This window comes from Streptomyces axinellae (assembly GCF_039532135.1).
Lineage (GTDB): Bacteria > Actinomycetota > Actinomycetes > Streptomycetales > Streptomycetaceae > Streptomyces > Streptomyces axinellae.
Window position 1 is genome coordinate 48,834 of record NZ_BAAARJ010000014.1, and the last position, 22,785, is coordinate 71,618.

The following is a 22,785-nucleotide window of genomic DNA, read 5'->3' on the forward strand; positions in this document are numbered from 1 at the left end:
CGGGGAACGGTAGGTGTCATGAACGATCGCACAGCTTTGGTCACCGGTGCCAACAAGGGCATCGGCAAGCACATCGCCCGGCTGCTCGCGGCCGAGGGCCTCACCGTGTACGTGGGCTCCCGTGATCCCGGGCGCGGACAGCGGACCGTCGGGGAACTCGGCGACGGCGCCCGCCCGCTGGTCCTCGACGTGACGGATCCGGAGGGTCTCGCACAGGCCGCGGCTCAGGTGGACCGCCTGGACGTGCTGGTCAACAATGCCGGGACCTCGCCGTCACTCGCCCCGCCGTCCGACGCCGGTGTCGAGGAGTTCCGGCGCACGTACGAGACCAACGTGTTCGGGGTGGTGGCGGTGACCAACGCCTTCCTGCCCGCCCTGCGCCGGTCCCCGCATCCGCGCATCGTCAACGTCTCCAGCGGCACCGCGTCGCTGACCTGGAGCACGAACCCCAATCCCCAGTTCACCCCGGGAAGCGGTGGCGCCGCCGCCTACCGGTCGTCCAAGGCCGCCCTCAACGCCCTCACCGTTCTCTACGCCCAGACGCTGGCCGAGGACGGATTCAAGGTCAACGCGCTCGCCCCCGGCATGCGGGCCACCGACCTCAACCCCCTGGCCGCCGCTGGCGGCGGCGATCCGGCCGAGGCCGCCCGTGGGGCCGTCCACCTGGCCCTGCTGCCGGACGACGGCCCCACGGGAGGCTTCTTCTCCTGGGACGGGACGCCCGTGCCCTGGTGACGCCTGATATCGGGCGTACTCGACCGGGCGCCTCCCGCCCCGGTGCGCGGCGCGGCCGTGCACCGCACCGCCCTCTGTAACCCTCGTCACATCGTCAGCAGCGCCCCACCGGGAATCCCCTTCCTCCGGTGGGGCGTTGACTTTTTCCGTAACCGCACCCCAAAGGAATGCTTTGGGTAAGTCAAACACGGAGTGTTAACGTGACGGCCATGATCTCCGCAGTCACCTCACCCGAAGCGCACCCGGCCCTGCCCGGTGTCGCGCTCGTGGAGCGGCTGCACGTCGATCTCTGCCGCTGCATGTCGGCGACCTGTCGCTGAACGCGCGGCCGGACCACCCTCCGGCGCGACCGTCTGTCGCCCGTCCGCGACGTCCCCCTCCCCACCCCCTGAGAGTCCGCTCTCCGACGCTTCCGGAGTCTGTCCGTGCCTTCGTCGTCCTCGCCGTCTTCGTCGTCTTCGTCGTCCGGGACCGCCGTATCGTCCGATACCGGCGCGTCCGCGACCCGCTCGCGCATACCCAAGATCCCCTTCTGGGCGCAGATCCTGCTCGGCCTCGTGCTCGGTGTGCTCCTCGGCTGGGTGGCACGCAACTGGGATGTGGCCTGGCTCGGCACCACGCTCACCAAGGTCGGTGAGATCTTCGTCCAGCTGCTGAAGCTGGCCGTCGCGCCGCTGGTCTTCTTCGCGATCACCATCTCGATCACCAACCTGCGCAACGTCAGCAACGCCGCGCGCCTGGCCACCAGGACGCTGCTGTGGTTCATGGCGACCTCGCTGATAGCCGTCGCGCTCGGCCTGGTCATCGGCCTGCTCACCAGCCCCGGCTCCGGCACCGGGCTGTCCGCCAAGGACGCCGCCAAGCCGGAGACCAGCGGTTCGTGGCTGGACTTCCTCACCGGGATCATCCCGACCGACATCATCACGCCGTTCACCGAACTCCAGGTCCTCCAGATCGTCTTCATGGCCGTGGTCGTCGGCATCGCCGCGCTCAAGCTCGGCGCGAAGGCCGAGCCGATCCTCAAGCTCGGCGAGTCCGTGCTGGCACTGCTCCAGAAGGCGCTGTGGTGGATCATCCGGCTGGCCCCGATCGGCACCATCGGCCTGATCGGCACCGCCATCAAGGACTACGGCTGGAACCTGATCGGCAGCTACGCGACCTTCACCGCCGACATCTACATCGGCTGCGCCATCGTCCTGTTCGGCGTCTACCCGCTGCTGCTGGGCACCGTCGCCAAGGTCAACCCGCTCCAGTTCTTCAAGGGCGCCTGGCCCGCCATCCAGCTGGCCTTCGTCTCGCGCTCCTCGGTGGGCACCATGCCGCTGACCCAGAAGGTCACCGAGCGCCTGGGTGTGCCGAAGGAGTACGCCTCCTTCGCCGTGCCGTTCGGCTCGACGACGAAGATGGACGGCTGCGCCTCGATCTACCCGGCCATCGCGGCGATCTTCGTCGGCGAGTTCTTCCATGTGGACATGGGCATCAAGGAGTACCTGCTGATCGTCTTCGTGTCGGTCATCGGCTCCGCCGCCACCGCCGGTCTGACCGGCGCGACGGTGATGCTGACGCTCACCCTCTCCACGCTGGGCCTGCCCCTGGAGGGCGTCGGGCTGCTGCTGGCGATAGACCCGATCCTCGACATGATGCGCACCGCGACGAATGTGGCGGGGCAGGTCGTCATACCCGTCCTCGTCTCGGCCAAGGAGAAGATCCTGGACCGGGAGGCGTTCGCCAACGCCCGCAGCTTCAGCCTGGACGGCTGGAACAGCGAGGACGCCGAGGACGCCGCGCCGGCCCAGGCGCCGGCCGGGGAGCCCGCCGCCGCCCGCACCCCGGCGACCGTCGGCTGAGGCCCGCGCCTCGGATTCCGTTCGGCACATCGCCCCCGGCCTCGCGTGAGGCCGGGGGCGATGTGCTGCCCGTGCGCTGCCGTCGCAGTCGTCCGTTGCCGCTATCCGCCGCGGCTCCGGATACCGGCCTGAATGGCCGGGAGCGATGAGTGAGCCTGGTCCAGCAGGTGCCGCAGGGCTGAGGAGGTGGGGGCGACGGCGGTGGCCAGCAGCGCTCGTGGGTCGGCCAGTGGCGCGAGGACGGCGTGCCCCTGGCCGGGGTCGCCGCCGAGCAGGACGGGGGTGTCCGGCGCGGTCATCTGCGGGCCTACGAGCAGGAGTTGGCCGACGGCGCGGTATCCGTCGAGGACGGCCGGCCCGTCCCAGCCGGGCTCGGGGGCGCCGAAGGCGGTGTGCTGGTCCAGGAGCGGCTGTCCGGCGCGGCGGACGCGGAGGTGGCTGACGAGGTGGCCGGGCTCCTCGCCGGCCCGGCCCAGGAGCTGTTCCTCGCGCAGGACCAGCCGTGCGGTGGCGGCGAGTTCGACGGTGTAGGTCTGGCGCAGGTTGCTGGCGGCTGCGCTGATCAGCGGTTGCGGCAGCCAGCGCAAGGTGGCGTGTTCCCCCGCCGTGAGCCGTACGTGGTAGGTGGCCGCGTCGGTGGTGGGGCCGCGCAGGGCGAGGGTGGCGGCGGCTGTGGTGACGTCCAGTTCGGCCCGGTCCTCGGCCGTGACGTCGATCGTCAGCCGGTCGCCGCCGAGGGGGGCGCTCATGGCGCCGATGATGCCGACCTTGGCGGTGTGGTCGCCGGTACGCATGCGCCGCAGGTGGAACGGGCCGTCACTGTGCAGTTCCGGAAGCGTGGTGACGCGCCCGTTGTGCGCGGCGCGCAGGCGTGCGGTGGCCGTCACACCGTCCGGGTGACCGGTGGTGGCGCGGTCTTCGGGCCGGGGGGAGGACATCGGCGGTCCCGGCGCGTGCCGCGGCCGGGCGGCACCGGTTGCGGGGCTCATACGGCGGCCTCGGCGCGCCACCGGGAGAGGTGGGCCGTGACCCAGTCCGCGACCTCTCGGATGCCCTCGTCCGAGGTGAGGCTGGTGAAGATGACGGGAAGGGCGCCGCGTTGCCGCTTGGCGTCGGCGGCCATGGTGGCGAGGTCGGCGCCGACGTGCGGGGCCAGGTCCGTCTTGTTGACGAGGAGGAGGTCGGCGGTGGTGATGCCGGGGCCGCCCTTGCGGGGGATGTCGTCGCCGCTGGCGACGTCGATGACGAAGATCTGCGCGTCCACGAGCCCCTTGGAGAAGGTGGCGGTCAGGTTGTCGCCGCCGGACTCGACGAGCACCAGGTCGAGGGGGTGGAGGGCGTCCTCCAGCTGTTCGACGGCCTCCAGGTTCGCGGAGATGTCGTCCCGGATGGCGGTGTGCGGGCAGGCGCCGGTCTCGACGGCGGTGATCCGTTCGGGCGGCAGCACGGCCTCGCGGCGAAGGTATTCGGCGTCCTCGCGGGTGTAGATGTCATTGGTGACGACGGCGATGGACCAACGGTCGCGCAGGGTGCGGCAGAGCGCGGCGACGCTCGCGGTCTTGCCGGATCCGACCGGGCCGCCCAGGCCGATGCGCAGGGCGCGGCGGCTGCCGTCGGGCCGGATGTGCCCGGCGCTGGTGTGCTGGTGGGGGAGGGAAGGCAGGGAATGGTCGAGGTGCATGGCGGTTCCGTTCCAGGTGAGGCGGGGTGAGAGGGACGGGCGGGGCGAGAGGGGAAAGCGGCGGGCCGTCGGTGGTCAGGAGGCGAAGAGCCGTACGTTCCAGGCGGCGTGCTGTTCCGCGGTGAGGTCCAGGAGCGGCGCGGAGGCCGACGGCAGGGCGCCGAGGCCCTCGGCCGGGACGCGGGCCGCCGCGTCGGCGGCGGCCCCGGCCACTTCGTCGATCTCGGTACCGAGGCGGGCCAGGACGCGGGAGGCGTCGAGCGGGTCGAGGCTCAGCAGGCGTACCGCGGCGGTGGCCGGTCCGCCGGCGCTTTCGTACGCGGCCAGGTAGGCGGCGTCCGCCGGGGCGAGTCCGGCGGCGCGGGCGACAAGGCCCTGGACGATGGCCTGATGGGCGCCCTGGGGCCGGTCGGCCGCCAGGCGGTCGAGCGCGTCGGACGGGAAGGTGGCGCGGGCCGCCCGCGTCAGCTGCCGCCCGAGCCGGCGGCTGACGGCGCGGAGCGCGGGGGCGGGGGTGCGTGCGTCGGCGGCCCCGTCCAGCGGCAGCGGGTCGCATCCGGCGGCTGCGGCGGCGGCCAGCCCGGCCGCGGTCAGGCCGGTGGTGTGCAGGCGTCCGCGGCAGAAGTCCGCCAGGCTGTCGGCGTCATGTACGGCTTTGTGCGCGACCGCGGCCTCGACGCCGCCGGAGTGGGCGTGCCCGCCGGCGGGGAAGCGGCCGTCGGCCAGCAGGAGCAGGGCTGCACGGCTCATGGGCGAGGCTGCCTTTCATGAGGGGGCACGAGCTTTCACGAAGGGGCACGAGAGGTTTCACGAGGGGCCCGAAGGGCCCGAGGGCCGGTGGTGAGGGGCCGTGGCCCGGACGCGCGGGTGCTCGTCCGGGCCACGCCCGCCTCGGACGTACGTACCGGTGGGCCGAGGGCCGGTCAGAGGCGGCCAGGGGCGGTCGGAGGCGGTCGGAGGCGGGCAGAGGCGATCAAGGGCCTTCAGAACAGGAAGTACCGTTGCGCCAGGGGCACTTCGGTGACGAAGGTGCGCGGCACGGTCGCCCCGTTGAGTTCGGTACGGGCGTCCGAGGTGGTCGCACCGCCGATGGTGACCTCGAAGCTGTTGTGATCGACCTCAAGGCTCTCGGGGATCGTGTCGTTCATCTTCATGTCGGCCTTGGTGATGCCCCGGGTGCTCTTGATCTCCACGAACTTCTTGCCGAGGCCGAGGCCGAGGCCGAGACCGGTGCCGGTCTCAGTGCCGGTGCCGGTGCCGGTGCCGGGGTCCGGGTCGGGGTCCGGGTCGGGGTCGCCGTTGAGGCGGGCGGCTACGGCGGCGTCGGCCACGAAGTTGACCGAGTTGCCGGCCGGGCCGCGTCCGGTGGAGCCCCACACCGCGCGGGGCAGATAGGGCTGGGGCGTGGTGATCGACGCGTTCGCGTCGCCGACCTGCGCGTACGCGAGCTGCCCGCCCTTGAGGACCATGTGCATCCTCACACCGAAGAACTTCGGCTCCCACAGCACCAGATCGGCGAGCTTCCCGGGCTCGACGGAGCCGACGTGATCGTCGATGCCGTGCGTGATCGCCGGATTCACCGTGTACTTGGCGACGTACCGGCGGGCCCGGTGGTTGTCGTTGGGCTCTTGGCGGGCGGGGTGGTGCGAGTGGTCCGTGTCGCCGGTGACGGGGCGGACGCCCGCGTCGGCCAGGTCCTCCTTCAGCGGGCCGTAGCGGCACTTCATGACGTGCGCGGTCTGCCAGGTGCGCATGATCATCTCGCCGATGCGGCCCATCGCCTGAGCGTCCGAGGACATCATCGAGATGGCGCCCATGTCGTGCAGAAGGTCCTCGGCCGCCATGGTCGAGGGCCGGATGCGGGAGTCCGCGAAGGCCATGTCCGCCGGGATGTCCGGGTTGAGGTGGTGGCAGACCACCATCATGTCGATGTGTTCCTTGACCGTGTTCAGGGTCAGGGGGCGGGTCGGGTTGGTCGAGGCGGGAAGGACGTTCGCCTCCTTGACCAGCTCGATCATGTCCGGAGCGTGGCCGCCGCCGGCGCCTTCGACGTGGAAGATGTGGATGGAGCGGTTCTTGAACGCCGCCTTTGTGCTCTCCAGGAAGCCGGATTCGTTGAGCGAGTCGGCGTGCAGGGCCACTTGGACCCCGCGGTCCTCGCAGACCTGAAGCGCCGCGTCGATCACGGCGGGCGTCGCGCCCCAGTCCTCGTGGATCTTGAAGCCGAAGGCACCGGCGTCCACCTGCGCGTTCAGGGCTTTCTTGTTCACCGTGCTGCCCTTGCCGAGCAGGCCGATGTTGACCGGGAAAGCGTCCAGCGACTCGAAGACCCGGGTGATGTGCCACGCGCCCGGGGTGACGGTGGTGGCGGTGCTGCCCTCGGCGGGCCCTGTGCCGCCGCCGATGAGGGTGGTCACGCCCGAGGCGAGCGCCTCGCTGATCTCCTCGGGGCAGATGAAGTGCACGTGGGTGTCCACGCCCCCCGCGGTGAGGATCCGGCCGTTGCCGGAGATGACCTCGGTGTCCGGGCCGACGACGAAGCTGGTCGGCGTGACCGGCACGGGGTGATCTGTCCGCGCGCGGGCCGGCGTCTCGAAGGACGCGATCTCGTCCATCGTCTCGGGGTTGTACGCCTTGCCCAGGGCGGCGATCCGGCCGTCGCGGATACCGACGTCGGCCTTGACCACGCCCCACCAGTCGAGGACGAGCGCACCCGTGATGACCGTGTCCACGGGCTCGTGCGCCGGGTTGCCGTCGCCGTCCCTGGAGATGTGGGACATGCCCATCGACTCGCGGATCACCTTGCCGCCGCCGAAGATCATCTCGTTGCCGCTGTGCGCGGGGCCGCCGCTCCAGTCGGCCTCGACCTCGATGGTCAGGGCGGTGTCCGCCAGCCGGACGCGGTCCAGGGTGGTGGGCCCGTACAAGGCCGCGTAGTCGGCTCGCTTGAGCACGTTGCCCGGCCTCGGACCCGGCCCCGGACTTGTCTTCGAACCCGGCTTCCGGTCCGCGTTCGGGCCCGTCTTCGGGCCCGTCTTCGGGCCCGCTTTCGAGTCCGGTCCGGTGCTCGCCGGGGAGTTCGTGGCGTCGCTCACGGCTGGTCCACCTCACGCAGTCCCTTGATCTGCTTCTGGCCCTGGATCTCCACCAGTTCGACGCAGCACTCGTCGCCCGGCTCGAAGCGTACGGAGGTGCCCGCGGCGATGTTCAGCCGCCGGTTCCTCGCCGCCGCGCAGCTCACCAGTTCCTGGTGCGCCCCCCGGTCCGTGTCCTGGCCCGTTGCCCGGCCGGATCCCTGATCCGACGACCGCGGGCCGGCCGGCACCTCGACCTTGAGGACCTTCAGCTCCGGGTTGACCTCGGCGAAGTGATAGTGGGAGCCGACCTGGATGGGGCGGTCGGAGACGTTCTTCACCCTGATCCGCGTCCTGCCGGTACCGCTCGGGCTGGTGGCGTCCTGCTGCAACTCCCTGTTGAACTCGATCGCCTCGTGGAAGGACGCCGTGTCCTCGCACTCGCCGCCGCAGCAGCAGGCCGAGCCGTTGCTTCCGTTGCTGCCGTCACCGCTGTTGCCGTCGCTGACGGCCGGGCAGCCCGGTTCGCGCGGTGGCCGGGGGTGTTCGACCTTGCCCGGGTGGACCTCGGGCTCCTTGGCGGCCTCCGGGAACGGGTCGTGGATGGTGACGAGTTTGGTGCCGTCCGGGAAGGTGGCCTCCACTTGGACGTTCTTGATCATCTCTGGGACGCCGTCCATCACCTCGGCACGGCTGAGCAGCTGCCGCCCCGAGTCCATGATGTCGCTGACGGTTTTTCCCTCACGTGCCGCCTCGAAGACGTGCACCGTCAACAGGGCCATCGCCTCGGGGTAGTTGAGCGCCAGTCCGCGATCCCGACGCCGCTGGGCCACGTCCGCCGCGACATGGATCAGCAAGCGCTCCTGCTCATGCGGAGTCAAATGCATGAAGAGCCGTTTCTCTCGGTCGGATGGTGCGTCATTACCTGCGTATGCGCGTGCATACGTGCATACGTGCGTCCGGCCATGCCGAGGGCATGGACGAAGTGCGCCGCCCTCCGGCCCGTACCGGCGTTCGTCGATCATCAGCGGCGGAACCTGGCGCGGCGGCGGAACCCCGGATGAGGCACACGATCTGATGAACCAGGACGACAACCCCTTCGCCGCACAGCGCCGAGCAGTACAGTCCGCGACCCCTCGCGCGGCACCCCGCCGAGGGCTGAACTCGGGGCTGCCGGGGGCGCGTAGGGTTGCGGCGGCCGAACAACAGTGGGGTTTCCGGCGGGGGAGCAGGGGACGAGGGGTGGAAGCGCGTGGGGCACAAGCGCATGCCGCGTGAGGTCCGCGAGCGGCACATGCTGGATGCCGCGGTGGCCGCGTTCGCGCGGCACGGATACCAGGCCGCTTCGATGGACGAGATCGCCGAGGCGGCCGGAGTCTCCAAACCCCTGGTCTACCTCTATCTGAAGTCGAAGGAAGAGCTGTTCATGGCCTGCGTCCGCCGCGAGGTGGGCGCGCTCGTCGCCGCCGTACGGGCGGGCACGCGCGAGCGCGGGGCCCCCGCCGACCAGCAGTTGTGGAACGGGCTCACGGCCTTCTTCGCCCACACCGCCGCGCGCCCCGACGGGGTGACGGTGCTCCACCGGGCCCGCACCCAGGGCGAGCCCTTCGCCCGGGAGGTCGCCGCCATGCGCGTCGAGGTCGCCACGCTGGTGACCTCGTTGCTGGGTCAGGCGGCGCGGGACGCGGGCTGCGACAGCGCGCTCGCCGAGCGGGAGGTCTCCGGGCTCGCGCACGCTCTGGTGGGTGCCGCCGAATCGCTGGCGGAGTGGTCCAACACCCAGGCGCGGACGGCCCCTTCGAGCGCCCCCTCGGCCAGGGAGACGGCGGCGACGCTGATGAACTTCTGCTGGTCCGGGCTGCACAACCTCTTGAACGGCGAGCGCTGGGTGCCCACTTCACGCGTCCACTGAGGCGGCGTGCGTCTGATGGAGGCCGCGTGCGTCCGGTGAAGGCCGGGATCGGGCGCGAACGGGGCGTTCCCCAACGGCGTCAGCACGCGTAAATTTACTTCTGAGTAAGGTTACTTTCAGGTCAGAAGTCTGGCCGGGACGAAGCCCCGCCCCCCGGCCGACCCCATCCCTCCCCCCTCAACTCCCCAACTCCCCACCCCTCACTTCTCACCCCCACCCCTCACCTCGCGCCTCTCACTCTCAGTCCTCGCACCAGCTCCGCCCCACCCCTCACAAAGGAGCCGCCCCATGTCTGTGGAGTCCGCAACGCCTTCGGTGCCCACGCTCGTGGAGCCGCACAAGCGGGTGGTGGGAGGGCGGGTGCGCGAGGTGTCCGTGCCGCCGCTGGCGCCCGCGGTGACCAGCGGATCGCTCGGGGACATCCCGTTCACCAACGCCGTCGAGGCGCCCGGGGAGCCGGTGCTCAGCCGCAAGGGGCGGTCCGGAGCGGACGGAGAGTGGTGGGACATGACGGCACGGGACTTCGCGGCCGAGGTCCAGGCGATGGCCAAGGGCCTGATCGCGCTGGGGCTACGGCCCGGCGACCGGCTCGCGATCATGGCGCGGACGACCTACGAGTGGACGCTCACCGACTTCGCCGCCTGGGCGGTCGGGCTGATCACCGTGCCGGTCTACCCGACGTCCTCCGCTTCGCAGGCCCGGCACATTCTCCAGGACGCGGGCGTGCGGGCCTGCTTCGTGGAGGACGTCGAGCAGTCCCGGCTGATCAGCGCCGAGCGTGGCAACCTGCCCGCGCTGGAGCACCTGTGGCAGTTCAGCTCGGGCGCCGTGGGCCATGTGGTGGACGCGGGGCGGGAGATCGCCGACGCGCAGGTGGACGAGCGCCGGGCGCGGGTGGGCCCGGAGAGCATCGCCACCCTCATCTACACCTCCGGCACCACTGGTGCGCCCAAGGGCTGTGTGCTCACCCACGGCAACTTCTTCGCCGAGGTGGACAACGCGATCGAACTGCTGCACCCCGTCTTCCGGTCGGTCAGCAAGGATCCGGCGGCCACGCTGCTGTTCCTGCCGCTGTCGCACGTCTTCGGCCGGATGGTCGCGATCGGCTGCCTGCGGGCGCGGGTGCGGCTGGGGCACGCGCCGAGCATCCGCACCGAGGACCTGCTGGCCGATCTGGCGGGCTTCCAGCCGACCTTTCTGCTGGGCATCCCCTATGTGCTGGAGAAGGTCTACAACACCGGGCGGGCCACGGCCGAGAAGATGGGGCGCGCGGCGTCCTTCGACCGGGGCGCGCGGATCGCGCAGCGCTACGGCGAGGCCGTCGAGGCGCAGGAACACGGGTTCGGGCCGGGCCCCGGCATGGGACTGCGGGCCGCGCGCGGGCTCTACGACGCGCTGATCTACCGGCGGATACGGGCGGCACTGGGCGGCCGGTGCCGCCATGTCATCTGCGGCGGCTCCCCGTTGGGGCACCGGCTGGCCGCGTTCTACGAGGGCGCGGGCGTCACCGTCTACGAGGGGTACGGGCTGACCGAGACGACGGCGGCGGCCACCGCGACGCCGCCGCTCAAGCCCCGGCTCGGCACCGTGGGCTGGCCGGTGCCGGGGACGGCCGTACGCATCGCGGACGACGGGGAGGTGCTCATCAAGGGCGGGCACGTCTTCGGCGGCTACTGGGATGCCGGGACCGCGACGGCCGTACCGTATCTCGACGCCGAGGGGTGGATGCCCACCGGCGATCTGGGGGCGCTGGATTCCGAGGGCTATCTGAGCATCACGGGCCGAAAGAAGGAGCTGATCATCACCTCCGGCGGCAAGAACCTGGCCCCGGCCCCGCTGGAGGACTGGCTGCGCGCCCACCCGCTGGTCAGCCAGTGTCTGGTGATCGGCGACAACCGGCCCTACGTGGCGGCGCTGCTGACCCTGGAGCCCGACGGCCTCGCGCACTGGCGCCAGATGCACAAGAAGCAGGGCCTCAGCGAGGCCGAACTGCGCACGGACCCCGACCTGCTGCGCAACCTCCAACAGGCGGTGGACGAGGCGAACTCGCAGGTCTCACGGGCCGAGTCGATCCGCCGCTTCGCCGTGCTGCCGGAGGACTTCACCGAGGAGCGCGGGCATCTGACCCCGTCGATGAAGCTGCGCAGGGCCGCGATCGTGCGGGATTTCGCGCGGGAGATCGACGAACTGTACGCGCGCTGACGGCGGCTCTTCGCGCGTCGCCCGCGCGCCGGCCCCCGCTGTCCCGGCGTCCGGGTGGGCCGGCCCCGTGTCCGTGGGGAAGCCGATCGGCCGACGGTAATCCCTTGGCCAAATAGAGGTACCGTGCGATAAGTACGAGATAAAGCAAAGCCGGGGGACGGGACAGACGCCTCCCGCGCGCCGGGAGGGAACGGGATGACGACACCCCCGCAGCCGCCGAATCAGCCTCCGGGCGGACCCCCGGGCGGGGGTGGCTTCGGCCCGCCCCCCTCGGATCCACCGCCCTCGGACCGGCCCCCCGCACCCGCCGGGCCCCCCGCCGCTCCGTACGGGGGAGGGCCCTACGGCGCGCCGCCCGCCCAGGGCGGCTTCGGCCAGCCCCCGGTGGGCGGGTTCGGGCAGCCGCCCGGCGGCCCCGGGCCCTACGGCCAGCCGCAGCCGCCGACGCAGCCGCAGCCGCCGACGCCGCCGAACAACAACAAGATCGTGGCGATAGTCGTGGCCGCCGTCGTCGTGGTCGCGCTCGCGGTGGGCGGCACGCTGCTGGCGGTGTCGGGCGGGGACGACAAGGGCGACAAGGCCGATGCGAAGAAGTCCTCGAAGTCGGAGGAGCCCAGCGACGACGCGTCCGCCGACGACTCCTCCGACAGCGAGGACCCGGCCGGCCCGTCGCCCGACCCGAGCGAGTCGGACACCAAGTACGAACTGGCCTTCCCCAGGACGCTGGAGAACGGCGCGTTCACCCGGCGCAAGGACCTGAGCGACCAGGTGCGCAGCGACACCCCCGGCGAGGAGGCCCACATGGGCTCGTACGCCAAGAACAGCGACGCCACCGAACGCCTGCTCTACGCCGCTGCCAAGGGCAACGACTTCGGCAATCCGGACCTGTCCAAGGACCAGATGATGAAGGGCATGGAGACCAGCCCCGCGATGGATGTCGCCGTCAAGCGCCGCGACATCACACCCGACGGCGCCGAGGACCCGCTGACCTGCGAGGTGCTGGTCAAGACCCAGCAGGGCCGCAAGCTGACGATCCCGGTGTGTGCCTGGAGCGATCCGGGCACGGCCGCCTACGTCGCCAACGACAGCCTCAAGACCTACTCCGTCCCGCCGAAGAGCGTCGATCTGGAGGACTTCGCCGACCGGGTCAACACCATCCGCGACGAGGTGCGGTCGCCGGTGGGGTGAGCCTGCACCGAAACTTGGGGCGAGCTGGACCTGAAGCCCCAGGTGAGCTTGACCTGAAGTTCGGTTCAAGTTGAAGACTTCCTCTTGCCCACACGCGCCATACCGGCCGCGGCGCCCGCCGCACAGCAGCCGGGCAGGGCCGGGCAGGCCGGACAGTGAGAGGAAGTGGTCGTCATGCGCGGCATGCGGATGCGGAGGTTCGGCGGGCCCGGCGTACTGGAGCCCGCCGAACTGCCCGACCCGGTGGCGGGCCCCGGCGAGGTCGTCATCGAGGTGTCCTCTGTGGACGTGATCTTCATGGAGACGCAGGTCCGGCGCGGTACGGGCTTCTTCACCCCGCCGCTGCCCTACGTTCCCGGCGGCGCCGTCGGCGGGCGGGTCGCGGTGCTCGGCGAGGGCGTCGAGGCGGCGTGGGCGGGCCGCACCGTCGTCGCCAGGACCCTCGCCCCCGAGGGCGTACCCGCCGGGGGCGGCTACGCGGCACGCGCGCGCTGCGACGCGGCGGCGCTCGGCGCCCTCCCGCCCGGGCTCGGTCTGCGCGAGGCCACCGCGCTGGCGCACGACGGGCCCACCGCCGTACGCCTCTTCGACAACGCCGTCAGCGGCGGAAGTCTGCGCGCGGGCGCCCGGGTGCTGGTGCTCGCGGCGGCCGGCGGCATGGGGGCCCTGCTGGTGCAGCTAGCGAAGGCGGCGGGCGCGCAGGTGATCGCGGCGGCGCGCGGCGAGCGCAAACTGGCCCTCGCCGCCGGGGAATTGGGCGCCGACCGGGTCGTGGACTACTCCCTGCCCGACTGGACGGACCGTGTGCGCCGGGCCACCGGGGGGCGCGGCGTGGACGTCGTCTTCGACGGCGCGGGCGGCAAGCGCGGGTACGAGGCGCTGGAGACCACCGCGCCGGGGGCCCGCTTCTCCGCGCACGGCGCGCCCGGCGGCGGCTTCGCCGAGGTCACCGCCGGACTCGCGGCCGAGCGGGGCATCACGCTCGCCGGTATCGAACAGGTCCAGTTCGCCCCCGACGAGCACAAACTCCTGCTGGACCGGGCCCTGTTCGAGACCGCGGCGGGGAGACTGCGCCCCGTCGTCGGCCAGACCTACCCGCTGGAGGCGGCGGCCGAGGCGCATGAGGCCCTGGAGTCCCGCACCACGCTGGGCAAGACGCTGCTGACGGTCGGATGACCGCACGCCGAAGGCCGACGTCTTGACGGCCATCACGGCCATCACGGCCATGTGCCGCAGGGCGACGGCCGCACGGCCGCAAGCCGAAGGGCGGCTCCCGGCCTTCCGTGGAAGGCCGGGGGCCGCCCCGGCACGTGTGAACGCCCTTGGTCAGCGGGCGTGATCGCCCCTGGTCAGCGGGCGGTCCGGCCGCCGATGCCCGCGGCGCTCCGCGCTCCGGCGCCCGCCGTGGTGATGACGGCCTTCATGAACTTCCTGCGCATGTCGTTCTCCGTTCAGTTCGTGCGGGGTGCGGCGTGCGGCGTGCGGTGCTTCTTCGCCCGCCCCCTCGGCGCCGGTCCGCGCGGGGAGGGCTCACATCGTGGGCCTCAGCGGGCGAAGTCGGTGCCCAGTGCGGCGTTCGCGGGGGGACCGCCCAGCGCGGCGGGGCCGTAGGAGACGACGCCGTCGGTGGTCAGCCCGTCGTCGGTGCCGAGCAGCGTCCACACGGCGCCCGCCTCCGGCTCCTTCACCGTACCGTTCTCGGTCGGCGCGCCGACCGAGAGGTCGTCGTGCTTGTCGCCGTTGGTGTCCTGGAGGGTGACGGCGCTGCCGAAGCGGTCGCCCTTCTCGCTGCCGCCGGGCACGCCCGGGGTGCTCTGGTGAACCCTCTTGGCGCCGTCGCCGCTCAGCCCGTCCTTGCCGCCGAAGAGCAGGATGACCGCACCGCTGTCGCGGCCCGCCGCGCCCCTGCCGACATCCTCGCCGGGTACGCCCGCCGCGATGTCGGAGAAGCCGTCACCGTTGATGTCGCCCGCGCTGAGCGAGAAGCCGAGTTCGTCGCCCTTCTCGTCGGTGCCGGGCACGCCCGCGCTCCGCTGGCCGAGGGTGGTGGCCCGGTCGCCGCCGGGCCCGTTCTCGGTGCCGTAGAGGACCTTGAGGGTGCCGTGGTCGTCGGGCAGGTTCTCGACGTTGTCGCCGGGCACGGTGCGGATGACCAGGTCGCCGAAGCCGTCGTTGTCCACGTCGCCGATGGTGGCGTTCGCCGCGGAGTCGATGTCGGCGGGCTTGTCGCTCAGCCCGTTCTCGCCGCCCTTCCAGAAACGGGAGGGCTTGGCGGTCTCCTCCATGGAGTTGAGGGTGACGACGTCATCGATGCCGTCTCCCGTGATGTCCCCCGTGACGATCTTGTCCGGGCCGAAGTCCGCACCCGAGGGCAGATCGGCCTTGGAGGCGGGCGCGCCCTCGCGGGTGAACGGGCCGTACAGCACCCGCATCGTGTCGCCCCCGCGCCCCTCGGTGCCGGTGACCAGATCGGCCTTGCCGTCGCCGTTGAAGTCGCCCGCGCCGAACACCCGTGAGCTGACCTTGAGTTCCTTGGGCAGCGCGACCCCCTTGGTGAGGCCCTTGCCCTTGCCGCCCCACACCAGCGTCAGCCCGCTGCGGGTGTCGGTGGAGCCCACCACGAGGTCGGTGGCGCCGTCGCCGTCCATGTCCCGGGCCACCGAACGGTCGCCCCACCGCTCGCCGTCCCGCGCCGTGCCCGGAATCCCCGGGCTGTCGCGGCTGATGACCTGCCGCTTGGTCACATCCGAACCCTTGGCGCCCCCGTTCACCACGGACAGGTAGCCCGCCTCGGACTTGCCGCCGATCTTCCCGTTGGGCGCCGAGGTGACGACATCGGCCTTGCCGTCCGCGTCGAAGTCCGCCATCGGCGCCGCGGCCTTGGCCTTGGCGGCCGGCTTGGCGGGCGTGGCGGCTCCCGAGGTCAGCACACCGGTGACGGCGACGCCCGCGACCAGGGTGGTGACCCCGATGACACGGCCGGGCGTGACCGTGGCGGCGAGCGATTTCCACCGCGCGGTGATGGCTCTGTGCTCCACTGAAGACCCTCCCTGAGCGTGCGTTGAGCGTGCGGCGCACGCGGTATGGGGGAGACCGCACGCGGTCCGCGTGACCGCACGCGAGGTGCGGTGACGGTGTGCGGTGACACGATGTGCGGTGTGCGCGACCGGACGCCTGCGATGGTCAGTCGCAGGGGATGTACGGACAGCTGCTCGTCGCCCCGCCCGGCCCCCCGGACCGGGCGGACACAGCGTTCGATGACCACCCGAGCGGAAAGGTTCACGGCGATCCGGAAAAACTTTGCCGAACTCCCGGAGCCGACCGAGCCCGTGGACCCCGCGGACCCTCCCGCCGGGCCGCCACGGCTGCTCTGGTACGCCTCGTACGGCTCCAACACCCACCGCGACCGACTGGCCGCGTACGTCCTCGGGGGCCGCCCGGAAGGGGCCACCCGGGACTACCCCGGCTGCCGCGACCGCCGCCTGCCCGACGAATCGGTGCCGGTCGAACTACCCGGCGCCCTCTACTTCGCGACGGTCTCCGCCGTCTGGGGCGGCGGTCGCGCCTTCTACGACCCAGAGGCCGGGGGCCGCACCCTCGCCGTGGCCCATCTGGTCACGCCGGGCCAGTTCGCCGACATCGCGGCCCAGGAGATGTACCGCCCACCCGGTACCGACCTCGACCTGGCGCCCGTGCTCGCCGATGGCCGCGCCACGCTGGGCGACGGCCGCTACGAGACGCTGGTCCACGCCGGAACCCTGCGCTCCCGCCCCGTCCTCACCTTCACCGCCCCCTGGCACGCCGCCGACGTCCCCCACGTCCCGCCCGCCCCCGCCTACCTTGCCCACCTGGCGGCGGGGCTGCGGGAGTCGGGCGGTTGGAGCGCGGAGCGGGTCGCGGCCTATCTGGGGGCCGCCTCGGGGGCGCCTGTGCCGGGGGCGGAAGAGGGACCTACAGCTTGATCACCTCGTTGGCCCCGGCTTTTTGGGAGCGTTGCTCTGGCCTGCGGTTGGAGGCGGCTGATACCCGCCGGCCTGCTCGTTCCGCGGTCGCGGTCGTCCGGCCGGTGGAGCGGACAGCAGCGGAACCTGCTGCCTGGAGAGGTTCGCGGCAGCTGCGACAGTTTGGTTCGCGGGTAGGGATTCGCTCGAAGAGGATGCTTCTGGACCATTCACGACGATCAGCGGGCTGCGCGGCGGGCTCTCGGCGGATGGATCCCGTTGCGGGCTTCTGGCCAATGATGCGCCGATTTGTGCCGCTCCGAATGTGCTCGCGCGGTTGATGGGAGTGGTTGGCGGTTCGGCTTGGGAAGGGGAGGACAGGGGGGCTTGAGAAGGGGTGGAGGATGGGGAAGTGGGGAAGATGGGGGCATCGCCAACCCTTCGCACTTGGAACCCGCTCTCTTGGGGTACCGGGGACGAGGGGCTACTTCCCTGTGAGCCAATGCTGAGCCGCCTGGCGTGCTGAGCCAGCCTGTCAATCTGGCTTCTCGTCCTGCCGAGCGCGTCCCTCGTTCTGTGGGTCGGCACCTCATTGCCCTGGGCGTCGAGCATCCTGCCGCTGGCCCTCGCGCTCAGTCTGCGGGCCAGGCCCACACCGGAGCGGATGGGGAGGGATACCGCCTCAGCTACCACGCCTCCGGCTTGCGACAGGCGTCGTCTTCCCTTCCCGCGTTCCTGGGCGTTTGGGTCTTCGTTACTGTGAAAACCCGTGTCAGTGCGCCGCCGCGGGTCGAAGTCACCGGGGCCGGGAGCCGTGGGGTCGGAATCGGGCACGTTCTCTCCTAGAGGTGCGATCGGTCAGAGACAAGAACGTGCAATCCGGACTCACGGTTCAACTCCGGTGCAGCGCCCGCATGTTCCTGATCCTCACGAGGGCGTCGGAAGGACTCCTGGGGGCGAACACCGGGCCTTTGACGTGCTCTCTGGCCTTGAAGTCCACGCTTCGGCCTGGATCGTCTGCCCGGGGACTGTTTCCTCCGGGGCCGCCCCGCAGGAGGTAGCCGCAACCTCTCCGGCTGCCGCGACCGGCGCATGCCCGAGAAGTCGGTGCCGGTCGAGCTGCCCAGTGCCCTGTACTTCGCGACGGTCTCTGCCGTCTGGGGCGGCGGTCGTGCCTTCTACGACCCGGAGTCCGAGGGCCCCACGCTGGCCGTGGCCCATCTGGTCACGCCGGGCCAGTTCGCCGATATCGCGGCCCAGGAGATGTACCGCCCACCCGGTACCGACCTCGACCTGGCGTCCGTGCTCGCCGATGGCCGCGCCACGCTGGGCGACGGCCGCTACGAGACGCTGGTCCACGCCGGAACCCTGCGCTCCCGCCCCGTCCTCACCTTCACCGCCCCCTGGCGCGCCACCGACGTCCCCACGTCCCGTCTGCCCCGGCCTACCTCGCTCACCTGGCGGCGGGGCTACGGGAGTCGGGCGGCTGGAGCGTGGAGCGGGTCGCGGCCTGTCTGGGGGCCGCCTCGGGGGTACCTGTGCCGGGGAGGGGGAGGGGCCTACAGCTTGATCACCTTGTTGGTCCCGGCCTTTTGGGAGCGTTGCTCTGGCCTGCGGTCCGAGGCATCTGATACCCGCCGCTCGAAGCCGGTCCGCCTTGTGATGCGGGCAGGTTCGCGGCGGATTCCCTCGCGGCAGCCGCAACAGAGTCGATCGTTGGCAGACGTTCGCTTGATGAGGATGCTCCATTCGTGACTCTCAGCGGGCTGCGCCAGCTTCCCAAGGTTCGGAAGGGATTGTTGTCCTCATCGAATGTGCCCGTGCTCGAGACGGGACTGAGTGGCCGTTCGGCTTGGGAAGGGGAGGACTGGGGGGCTTGGGGTGAGGAGGGAGCTTGGGAAGTGGGGAAGATGGGGGGCTGGCCAACCCTTCGCACTTGGAACCCCCCCTCCTCGGGCGCAGCGCTCTGTGAACCACTGCGGAGGCGCTCGAGGCGGTCCTTGGCGTCCTGCCCCAAGCGCCAAGCCCCCTGTTTCAGCTGGCTTCCCGCCCCGGCGAGCGGGGATTGGCTCTTCTTCACTTCACCCGTTGAGTCCACCGTTCTGCGGCTGTCGCTCACACGGCGAACCAGGCGCCCACCGGTGACCAGAGGCGCCAGAGGCAGCTTCCCAAGGATCCTCAGCGCCTCAGCTGCCACGAGTCCGGCGTGCTTTAGGCGTCGCCCCGTCAACCCCTCTTCTGGGCCAGTACGTGTGTAAGCCTCAGGAACCTCGTCGATGCGCAGCAGTAGGCCCGACTTTGGGGGGTTGAAAGCGGCAGGGTCGGGGGCGGGGTGGGGGACGAAATCAGACACAGTCTCTCCTAGAAGTGCGATCAGTCAGAGACAAGGACGAACAATCCGGACGTGTGGTTCAACTTTTTCCTGCCGAGCTGGCTTGTTTCCGTCCCTCGCGAGCGCACCGGAAGGATGTCAGGTCGAATTGGGGTCTTCAGCGTGCTCCCTGGTCTGAAGTCCACGGTTCGGCCTGGGTCGTCTGCCTCTTCCGGGAACTACCCCCTTCGGGGGCCGCCCGCAGGAGGTAGCCGCAACTGCTCCGGCTGCCGCGACTGGCGCATGTCCGAGGAGTCGGTGCTGGTCGAACTCCTCGGTGCCCTGTACTTCGCGACGGTCTCCGCGGTCTGCGACGGCGGACGCGCCTTTGACAGGGAAGCGGCGGAGGAGACCCCGCCCGTGCGCTTCCTGCCCGCGCGCGGGCGGGGCACCTTCGGGGTTCATGCCGGGGGACCGGCGGTTTCCGTGGGTCGGTCAGCGCGTTCCGGGTCCGCGCGGCGCGCGGCGGCCGGATGTGTGCCCCGCGCCGTTGGAGCGGTCGGCGGGCGGCGGCGGGGGCCGTCCGTTCGTGCAGGGCTGTCCGTTGGAGGCGGGCGGGTCGAAATTCGCGGCTGAGCCGATCGCGTTGCCCGGAACTTCCCGCGCCCGCGCCCGCTCTTCCCTGGCATAGGCCGACTCCTGGATTCTCACCGATCGTTCCGACTCACGGGTTGCCCGACTCCAGCCCACCCCCAGGCCCCTCAGGTCTGCTCGGCCTGCGGCGTCCAGGACGGCCCCGAGCCCCTCCAGATCCGCGTACGGGAATGCGGTGCTTGCGGGGCCGTCCTCGACCGGGGCATCAACACGGCGGCCAATGCCGCCAGGGCCGCCGGACTGGCGGTGTCAGCCTGCGGAGCGCGGGTAATTCCGGTACGCGTACCGGCGCGGCGTGCTGTGAAGCGGGAACCCACCGAGACGGTCAACCGACCGTGGTGGAAATTCCCGGAATTCAGCCCGGGGAGGGGAAGTCAAGGCTTCTTGGGCTGCAGTGTCTGATGGCCCATGTCCATGTCGAAGTCGCCGATGTACCACTTGCCATCGATCTTGTTGGTCTTCACCTTCGCGGTGAAGCTCTTCGGATCCATCCCCTTCGAGCGGGACAGCAGGATCGCCCGCAGAGGCTTTCCGTCGACCTTGATCTTGGCCGTCGGGACGGTGGCCTCGTCGCCCTTGGGGGTGGGCGCGTCGACCTTCACGGTCGGCTTGCCGGAGGCGCCCTGCGGTGTGAACGCCTTGCTCATGGACTTCAGGCCGACAGCCATTTTCTGCGTCTTCGCCTTGTCGCACGTCCGGGGAGTGGTGGCCTTCGGGGACGAGTCGCTGCCCGGCTCCACGGAGCGCAGGCACACGCTCTTCGCGTCCTTCTCGATGACCGCGGTGACCCAGCCGCCGGCCGCGGCGGACACGGTGGGCTGGCCTCCCGCCCGCGTGCTGGAGCCGTCGCCCGAAGAGGCGCCGGAGCTCTTCGACGCGCTGTCCGAGGGGGAGGGGCTGCCGCTGTCCGAGGCGGACGAGGAGTCCGAGCCCCCTGAGCACGCGGCCATGAGCGGCGCTGCCGCCAGCAAGGTGAACGCGGCGGCTGATCCAACTACCCTTTTACGGAACTCTGTTCGTGCCATGACTTACTGCTCCTTACACGTGCGGTGTACTGCTCGACTTGTTGCCCGTCAGTGGTTGTGACGGGCAATGAGCCGAACGGCTGCACGAAACGCTACAGCGCCAGCAATATCAGGGGCACACCCGGCATATTTCGCAGGTGGTGTCGCTCATATCCCGATACCGGGCCCGACGCCGGTCGACGGAGGCAACCACCCCGCTCTTCACCCGGGCGAGGTCGAGAAATGCTCAGCGAATCCCGCCGCGTCCGGCTTTCCCTTTCCTTCGGGGCTGCAATGATCCCGGCCCCAGGCTGGAACTCCGATACGACCGCCGTCGCGTGGAAACGTGAGGGACGTGAACGCGTTCAGAATTGTTGGTGGCCTTTGTGCGACAGCCTGGTGTGCGGCCTGCGGGGCGTCAGATAGCCCGTGTGGCATAGATCCGCTGCCGGTGTTCCAGGTTCTGGATATACGCGGTTGTGCCGAGAGCGGGGCCCATCGGCACCCCGGGCTCGAACGTCGTCCTCACGTGGCCTCAGAGGGGCCCAGCCCCGCTCGGCACCCGCGGACCGGGATGCCGAGCGGGGGGCCGTTCAGTTCCGGACGGCGGCGACGAAGCGGGACCACGCCGTGGTGCGGAACACCAGGGTGGGGCCGTGGGGGTTTTTGCTGTCGCGGACGGGGATGGCGCCGGGGATGTTGTCGGCCACCTCTACGCAGTTCCCCCCGGTGGCGTTGCTGTAGCTCGACTTGCGCCACCGTGGGTGCATCACGTGCCCTCCTGGCTGTGTCAAGGCTTCAGGCTGTCCGTGAAGGCTGCCCAAGTGGCCGCCGGGAACACCAGGGTGGGGCCGTGCGGGTGCTTGCTGTCGCGGACGGGGACGGTGCCGGGGATGTTGTCGGCCACCTCGACGCACTCGCCCCCGTTGGCGTTGCTGTAGCTGGACTTGCGCCACCGTGGGTGCATCACGTGCCCTCCTGGCTGTGTCAAGGCTTCAGGCTGTCCGTGAAGGCTGCCCAAGTGGCCGCCGGGAACACGAGGGTGGGTCCATGCGGGTTCTTGCTGTCGCGGACGGGGACGGTGCCGGGGAGGTTGTCGGCAACTTCGACGCAGGCCCCGCCGGTGGAGTTGCTGTAGCTGGACTTGCGCCACTGTGGGTGCATGCCGTGCCCTTCTTGTTGTGTCAGGGCTTCAGGGTCTCCGTGAAGGCTGCCCACGTGGCTGCCGGGAACACCAGGGTGGGGCCATGGGGGGCCTTGCTGTCGCGGACGGGGATGGCGCCGGGGATGTTGTCGGCCACCTCTACGCATGCCCCGCCGTTGGCGTTGCTGTAGCTGGATTTGCGCCATTTCGCGGCGCGCAGGTTAGGTCCGGGGCTGTGCATGGCGTGTGTTCCTCCACCGCGCGTCGGATGTAGGTCAGTGAGTCACCTGGAGTGAGGGCAGCGTCCCGCAAAGCATCGTAGGACAGGCGGAGGGTGGCCACCTCTTTTGGTTCCACGATCACGCTGGCAGTGTGACTGCTCTCCTGGTAGGCGGCGTTGGAGCCGTCGGCCTGCCACAACAGGCTCAAGTTGGCCCCGCTCAGATTATGCAGGCCGGACGCGAAGGGCAGGACTTGGAGCGAGACGTTTGGTCGGTCGGCCATGTCGGCCAGATGTGCGAGCTGGTCCCGCCAGATTTGAGAAGGGGGCACGCGACAAAAGCAGGCTTCGTCGAGGATCGCGCGGTAGTGCAAGGCGCCGTCCCCGCTCAGCCGTTCCTGTCGCGCCAGCCGCTTCGTTAGCTCGGTCTCCACCTCCTCCTGGCTCCAAATCGGCGAGGTGTTCACCAAAGCCCGGGCGTAAGCCTCCGTCTGGAGCAGGCCGGGAACGGTCGAAGTGGCGTAGTCGTGTAGGACTGTCGCGCTCGCCTCCATCTCCATGTACGCCCGGTACGTGTCGCGCACATGCTCTTCCTTGGCCAGGCGCCACAGCAGCATCAGCGTGTTTCCCGTGCCGTACAGGCCGTCCAGCTTCGAGATCAGATGCTTGGGGCCGAGTTTCTGGCCGAGTTCCATCTTGTGCAGGTCGGAGCGGTCATAGTGGGCCTTGTCCGCCAGCACGCTGAGCGACCAGCCGGCCTTCTCGCGGTTCTCCCGCAACTGGTTCGCGAGCAGCCTCCGGGCCGTCAGTGGTTGCAGGCCGGGGCGGGACTCTGGTTCATCCATGCAACTCTCCGCATAGGCAATGTGGTT

The 22,785-nt window shown here is 70.7% G+C and carries 20 protein-coding genes and 1 pseudogene; 8 read left to right on the forward strand and 13 right to left on the reverse strand.

Translation table 11 applies throughout. The annotated features are described in order from the left end of the window. The first annotated feature begins 18 nt into the window (after positions 1-18). On the forward strand, positions 19-735 hold the full coding sequence (locus tag ABD339_RS21190; protein ID WP_344567982.1) for an SDR family oxidoreductase: 717 nt from the start codon (positions 19-21) through the stop codon (positions 733-735). 515 nt (positions 736-1,250) lie between these two features. Further along, a complete protein-coding gene (locus tag ABD339_RS21195) occupies positions 1,251-2,582 on the forward strand; it encodes a dicarboxylate/amino acid:cation symporter (protein ID WP_425576051.1) in 1,332 nt (443 codons plus the stop codon). Positions 2,583-2,683: 101 nt separating this feature from the next. Here the strand turns inward: ABD339_RS21195 and ABD339_RS21200 are convergent, their stop codons facing one another. The 6 genes and pseudogenes from ABD339_RS21200 to ABD339_RS21225 form a co-directional block, all read right to left on the reverse strand. Beyond that, complete coding sequence (locus ABD339_RS21200; protein WP_344567984.1) at positions 2,684-3,520, reverse strand: urease accessory protein UreD; 837 nt, start codon at positions 3,518-3,520, stop codon at positions 2,684-2,686. Positions 3,521-3,567: 47 nt separating this feature from the next. Then, the gene (gene ureG, locus ABD339_RS21205; protein WP_344567985.1) at positions 3,568-4,263 is read right to left on the reverse strand and encodes an urease accessory protein UreG; all 696 of its coding nucleotides are present in this window, start codon (positions 4,261-4,263) and stop codon (positions 3,568-3,570) included. Between the two features lie 75 nt (positions 4,264-4,338). Next, complete coding sequence (locus ABD339_RS21210; protein WP_344567986.1) at positions 4,339-5,013, reverse strand: urease accessory protein UreF; 675 nt, start codon at positions 5,011-5,013, stop codon at positions 4,339-4,341. 233 nt (positions 5,014-5,246) lie between these two features. Continuing rightward, complete coding sequence (gene ureC / locus ABD339_RS21215; protein ID WP_344567987.1) at positions 5,247-7,217, reverse strand: urease subunit alpha; 1,971 nt, start codon at positions 7,215-7,217, stop codon at positions 5,247-5,249. A 137-nt stretch (positions 7,218-7,354) separates the two neighbouring features. Next, a complete protein-coding gene (locus ABD339_RS21220; RefSeq protein WP_344568111.1) occupies positions 7,355-7,729 on the reverse strand; it encodes an urease subunit beta in 375 nt (124 codons plus the stop codon). A gap of 201 nt (positions 7,730-7,930) precedes the next feature. Further along, a pseudogene (locus ABD339_RS21225) lies at positions 7,931-8,224 on the reverse strand (urease subunit gamma); the annotation flags it as partial. Between the two features lie 380 nt (positions 8,225-8,604). On the opposite strand from ABD339_RS21225, the gene ABD339_RS21230 reads away from it, so the two are divergent. From ABD339_RS21230 to ABD339_RS21245, 4 genes are all read left to right on the forward strand, one after another. Further along, positions 8,605-9,249 (forward strand): TetR/AcrR family transcriptional regulator, encoded by a 645-nt coding sequence (locus ABD339_RS21230; RefSeq protein ID WP_344568112.1) that lies wholly within the window; start codon positions 8,605-8,607, stop codon positions 9,247-9,249. A gap of 288 nt (positions 9,250-9,537) precedes the next feature. After that, positions 9,538-11,451: an AMP-dependent synthetase/ligase gene (locus tag ABD339_RS21235; RefSeq protein WP_344567988.1), complete on the forward strand. Its 1,914-nt coding sequence runs from the start codon at positions 9,538-9,540 to the stop codon at positions 11,449-11,451. Positions 11,452-11,646: 195 nt separating this feature from the next. Continuing rightward, complete coding sequence (locus ABD339_RS21240; RefSeq protein ID WP_344567989.1) at positions 11,647-12,639, forward strand: hypothetical protein; 993 nt, start codon at positions 11,647-11,649, stop codon at positions 12,637-12,639. Between the two features lie 174 nt (positions 12,640-12,813). Then, entirely contained in the window at positions 12,814-13,815 is a 1,002-nt protein-coding gene (locus tag ABD339_RS21245; RefSeq protein ID WP_344567990.1) for a zinc-binding dehydrogenase, read from the forward strand. A gap of 368 nt (positions 13,816-14,183) precedes the next feature. On the opposite strand, the gene ABD339_RS21250 is transcribed toward ABD339_RS21245, so the two are convergent. Next, positions 14,184-15,677, reverse strand: coding sequence for an FG-GAP-like repeat-containing protein (locus ABD339_RS21250; RefSeq protein ID WP_344567991.1), 1,494 nt, complete (start codon positions 15,675-15,677; stop codon positions 14,184-14,186). Between the two features lie 219 nt (positions 15,678-15,896). Here ABD339_RS21250 and ABD339_RS21255 point away from each other — a divergent pair, with 219 nt between their 5' ends. Further along, the gene (locus tag ABD339_RS21255; RefSeq protein ID WP_344567992.1) at positions 15,897-16,601 is read left to right on the forward strand and encodes a histone deacetylase; all 705 of its coding nucleotides are present in this window, start codon (positions 15,897-15,899) and stop codon (positions 16,599-16,601) included. Positions 16,602-17,672: 1,071 nt separating this feature from the next. After that, a complete protein-coding gene (locus ABD339_RS21260) occupies positions 17,673-18,335 on the forward strand; it encodes a histone deacetylase (protein ID WP_344567993.1) in 663 nt (220 codons plus the stop codon). A 1,584-nt stretch (positions 18,336-19,919) separates the two neighbouring features. Here the strand turns inward: ABD339_RS21260 and ABD339_RS21265 are convergent. The 6 genes from ABD339_RS21265 to ABD339_RS21290 all read right to left on the reverse strand — a co-directional run bounded on the left by ABD339_RS21265 (position 19,920) and on the right by ABD339_RS21290 (position 22,758). Further along, positions 19,920-20,570, reverse strand: coding sequence for a hypothetical protein (locus tag ABD339_RS21265; RefSeq protein WP_344567994.1), 651 nt, complete (start codon positions 20,568-20,570; stop codon positions 19,920-19,922). A gap of 572 nt (positions 20,571-21,142) precedes the next feature. Further along, positions 21,143-21,319 (reverse strand): DUF397 domain-containing protein, encoded by a 177-nt coding sequence (locus ABD339_RS21270; RefSeq protein ID WP_344568113.1) that lies wholly within the window; start codon positions 21,317-21,319, stop codon positions 21,143-21,145. Positions 21,320-21,339: 20 nt separating this feature from the next. Continuing rightward, on the reverse strand, positions 21,340-21,516 hold the full coding sequence (locus ABD339_RS21275; protein WP_344568114.1) for a DUF397 domain-containing protein: 177 nt from the start codon (positions 21,514-21,516) through the stop codon (positions 21,340-21,342). Positions 21,517-21,536: 20 nt separating this feature from the next. Continuing rightward, positions 21,537-21,713 carry a DUF397 domain-containing protein gene (locus ABD339_RS21280; RefSeq protein WP_344567995.1) on the reverse strand — a complete coding sequence of 59 codons (177 nt, stop codon included), beginning with the start codon at positions 21,711-21,713 and terminating at the stop codon, positions 21,537-21,539. Positions 21,714-21,733: 20 nt separating this feature from the next. Beyond that, complete coding sequence (locus ABD339_RS21285) at positions 21,734-21,934, reverse strand: DUF397 domain-containing protein (RefSeq protein ID WP_344567996.1); 201 nt, start codon at positions 21,932-21,934, stop codon at positions 21,734-21,736. Continuing rightward, positions 21,853-22,758 (reverse strand): helix-turn-helix domain-containing protein, encoded by a 906-nt coding sequence (locus ABD339_RS21290; RefSeq protein ID WP_344567997.1) that lies wholly within the window; start codon positions 22,756-22,758, stop codon positions 21,853-21,855. Before ABD339_RS21290 ends, ABD339_RS21285 begins: the two co-directional genes overlap by 82 nt. Positions 22,759-22,785 lie beyond the last annotated feature (27 nt).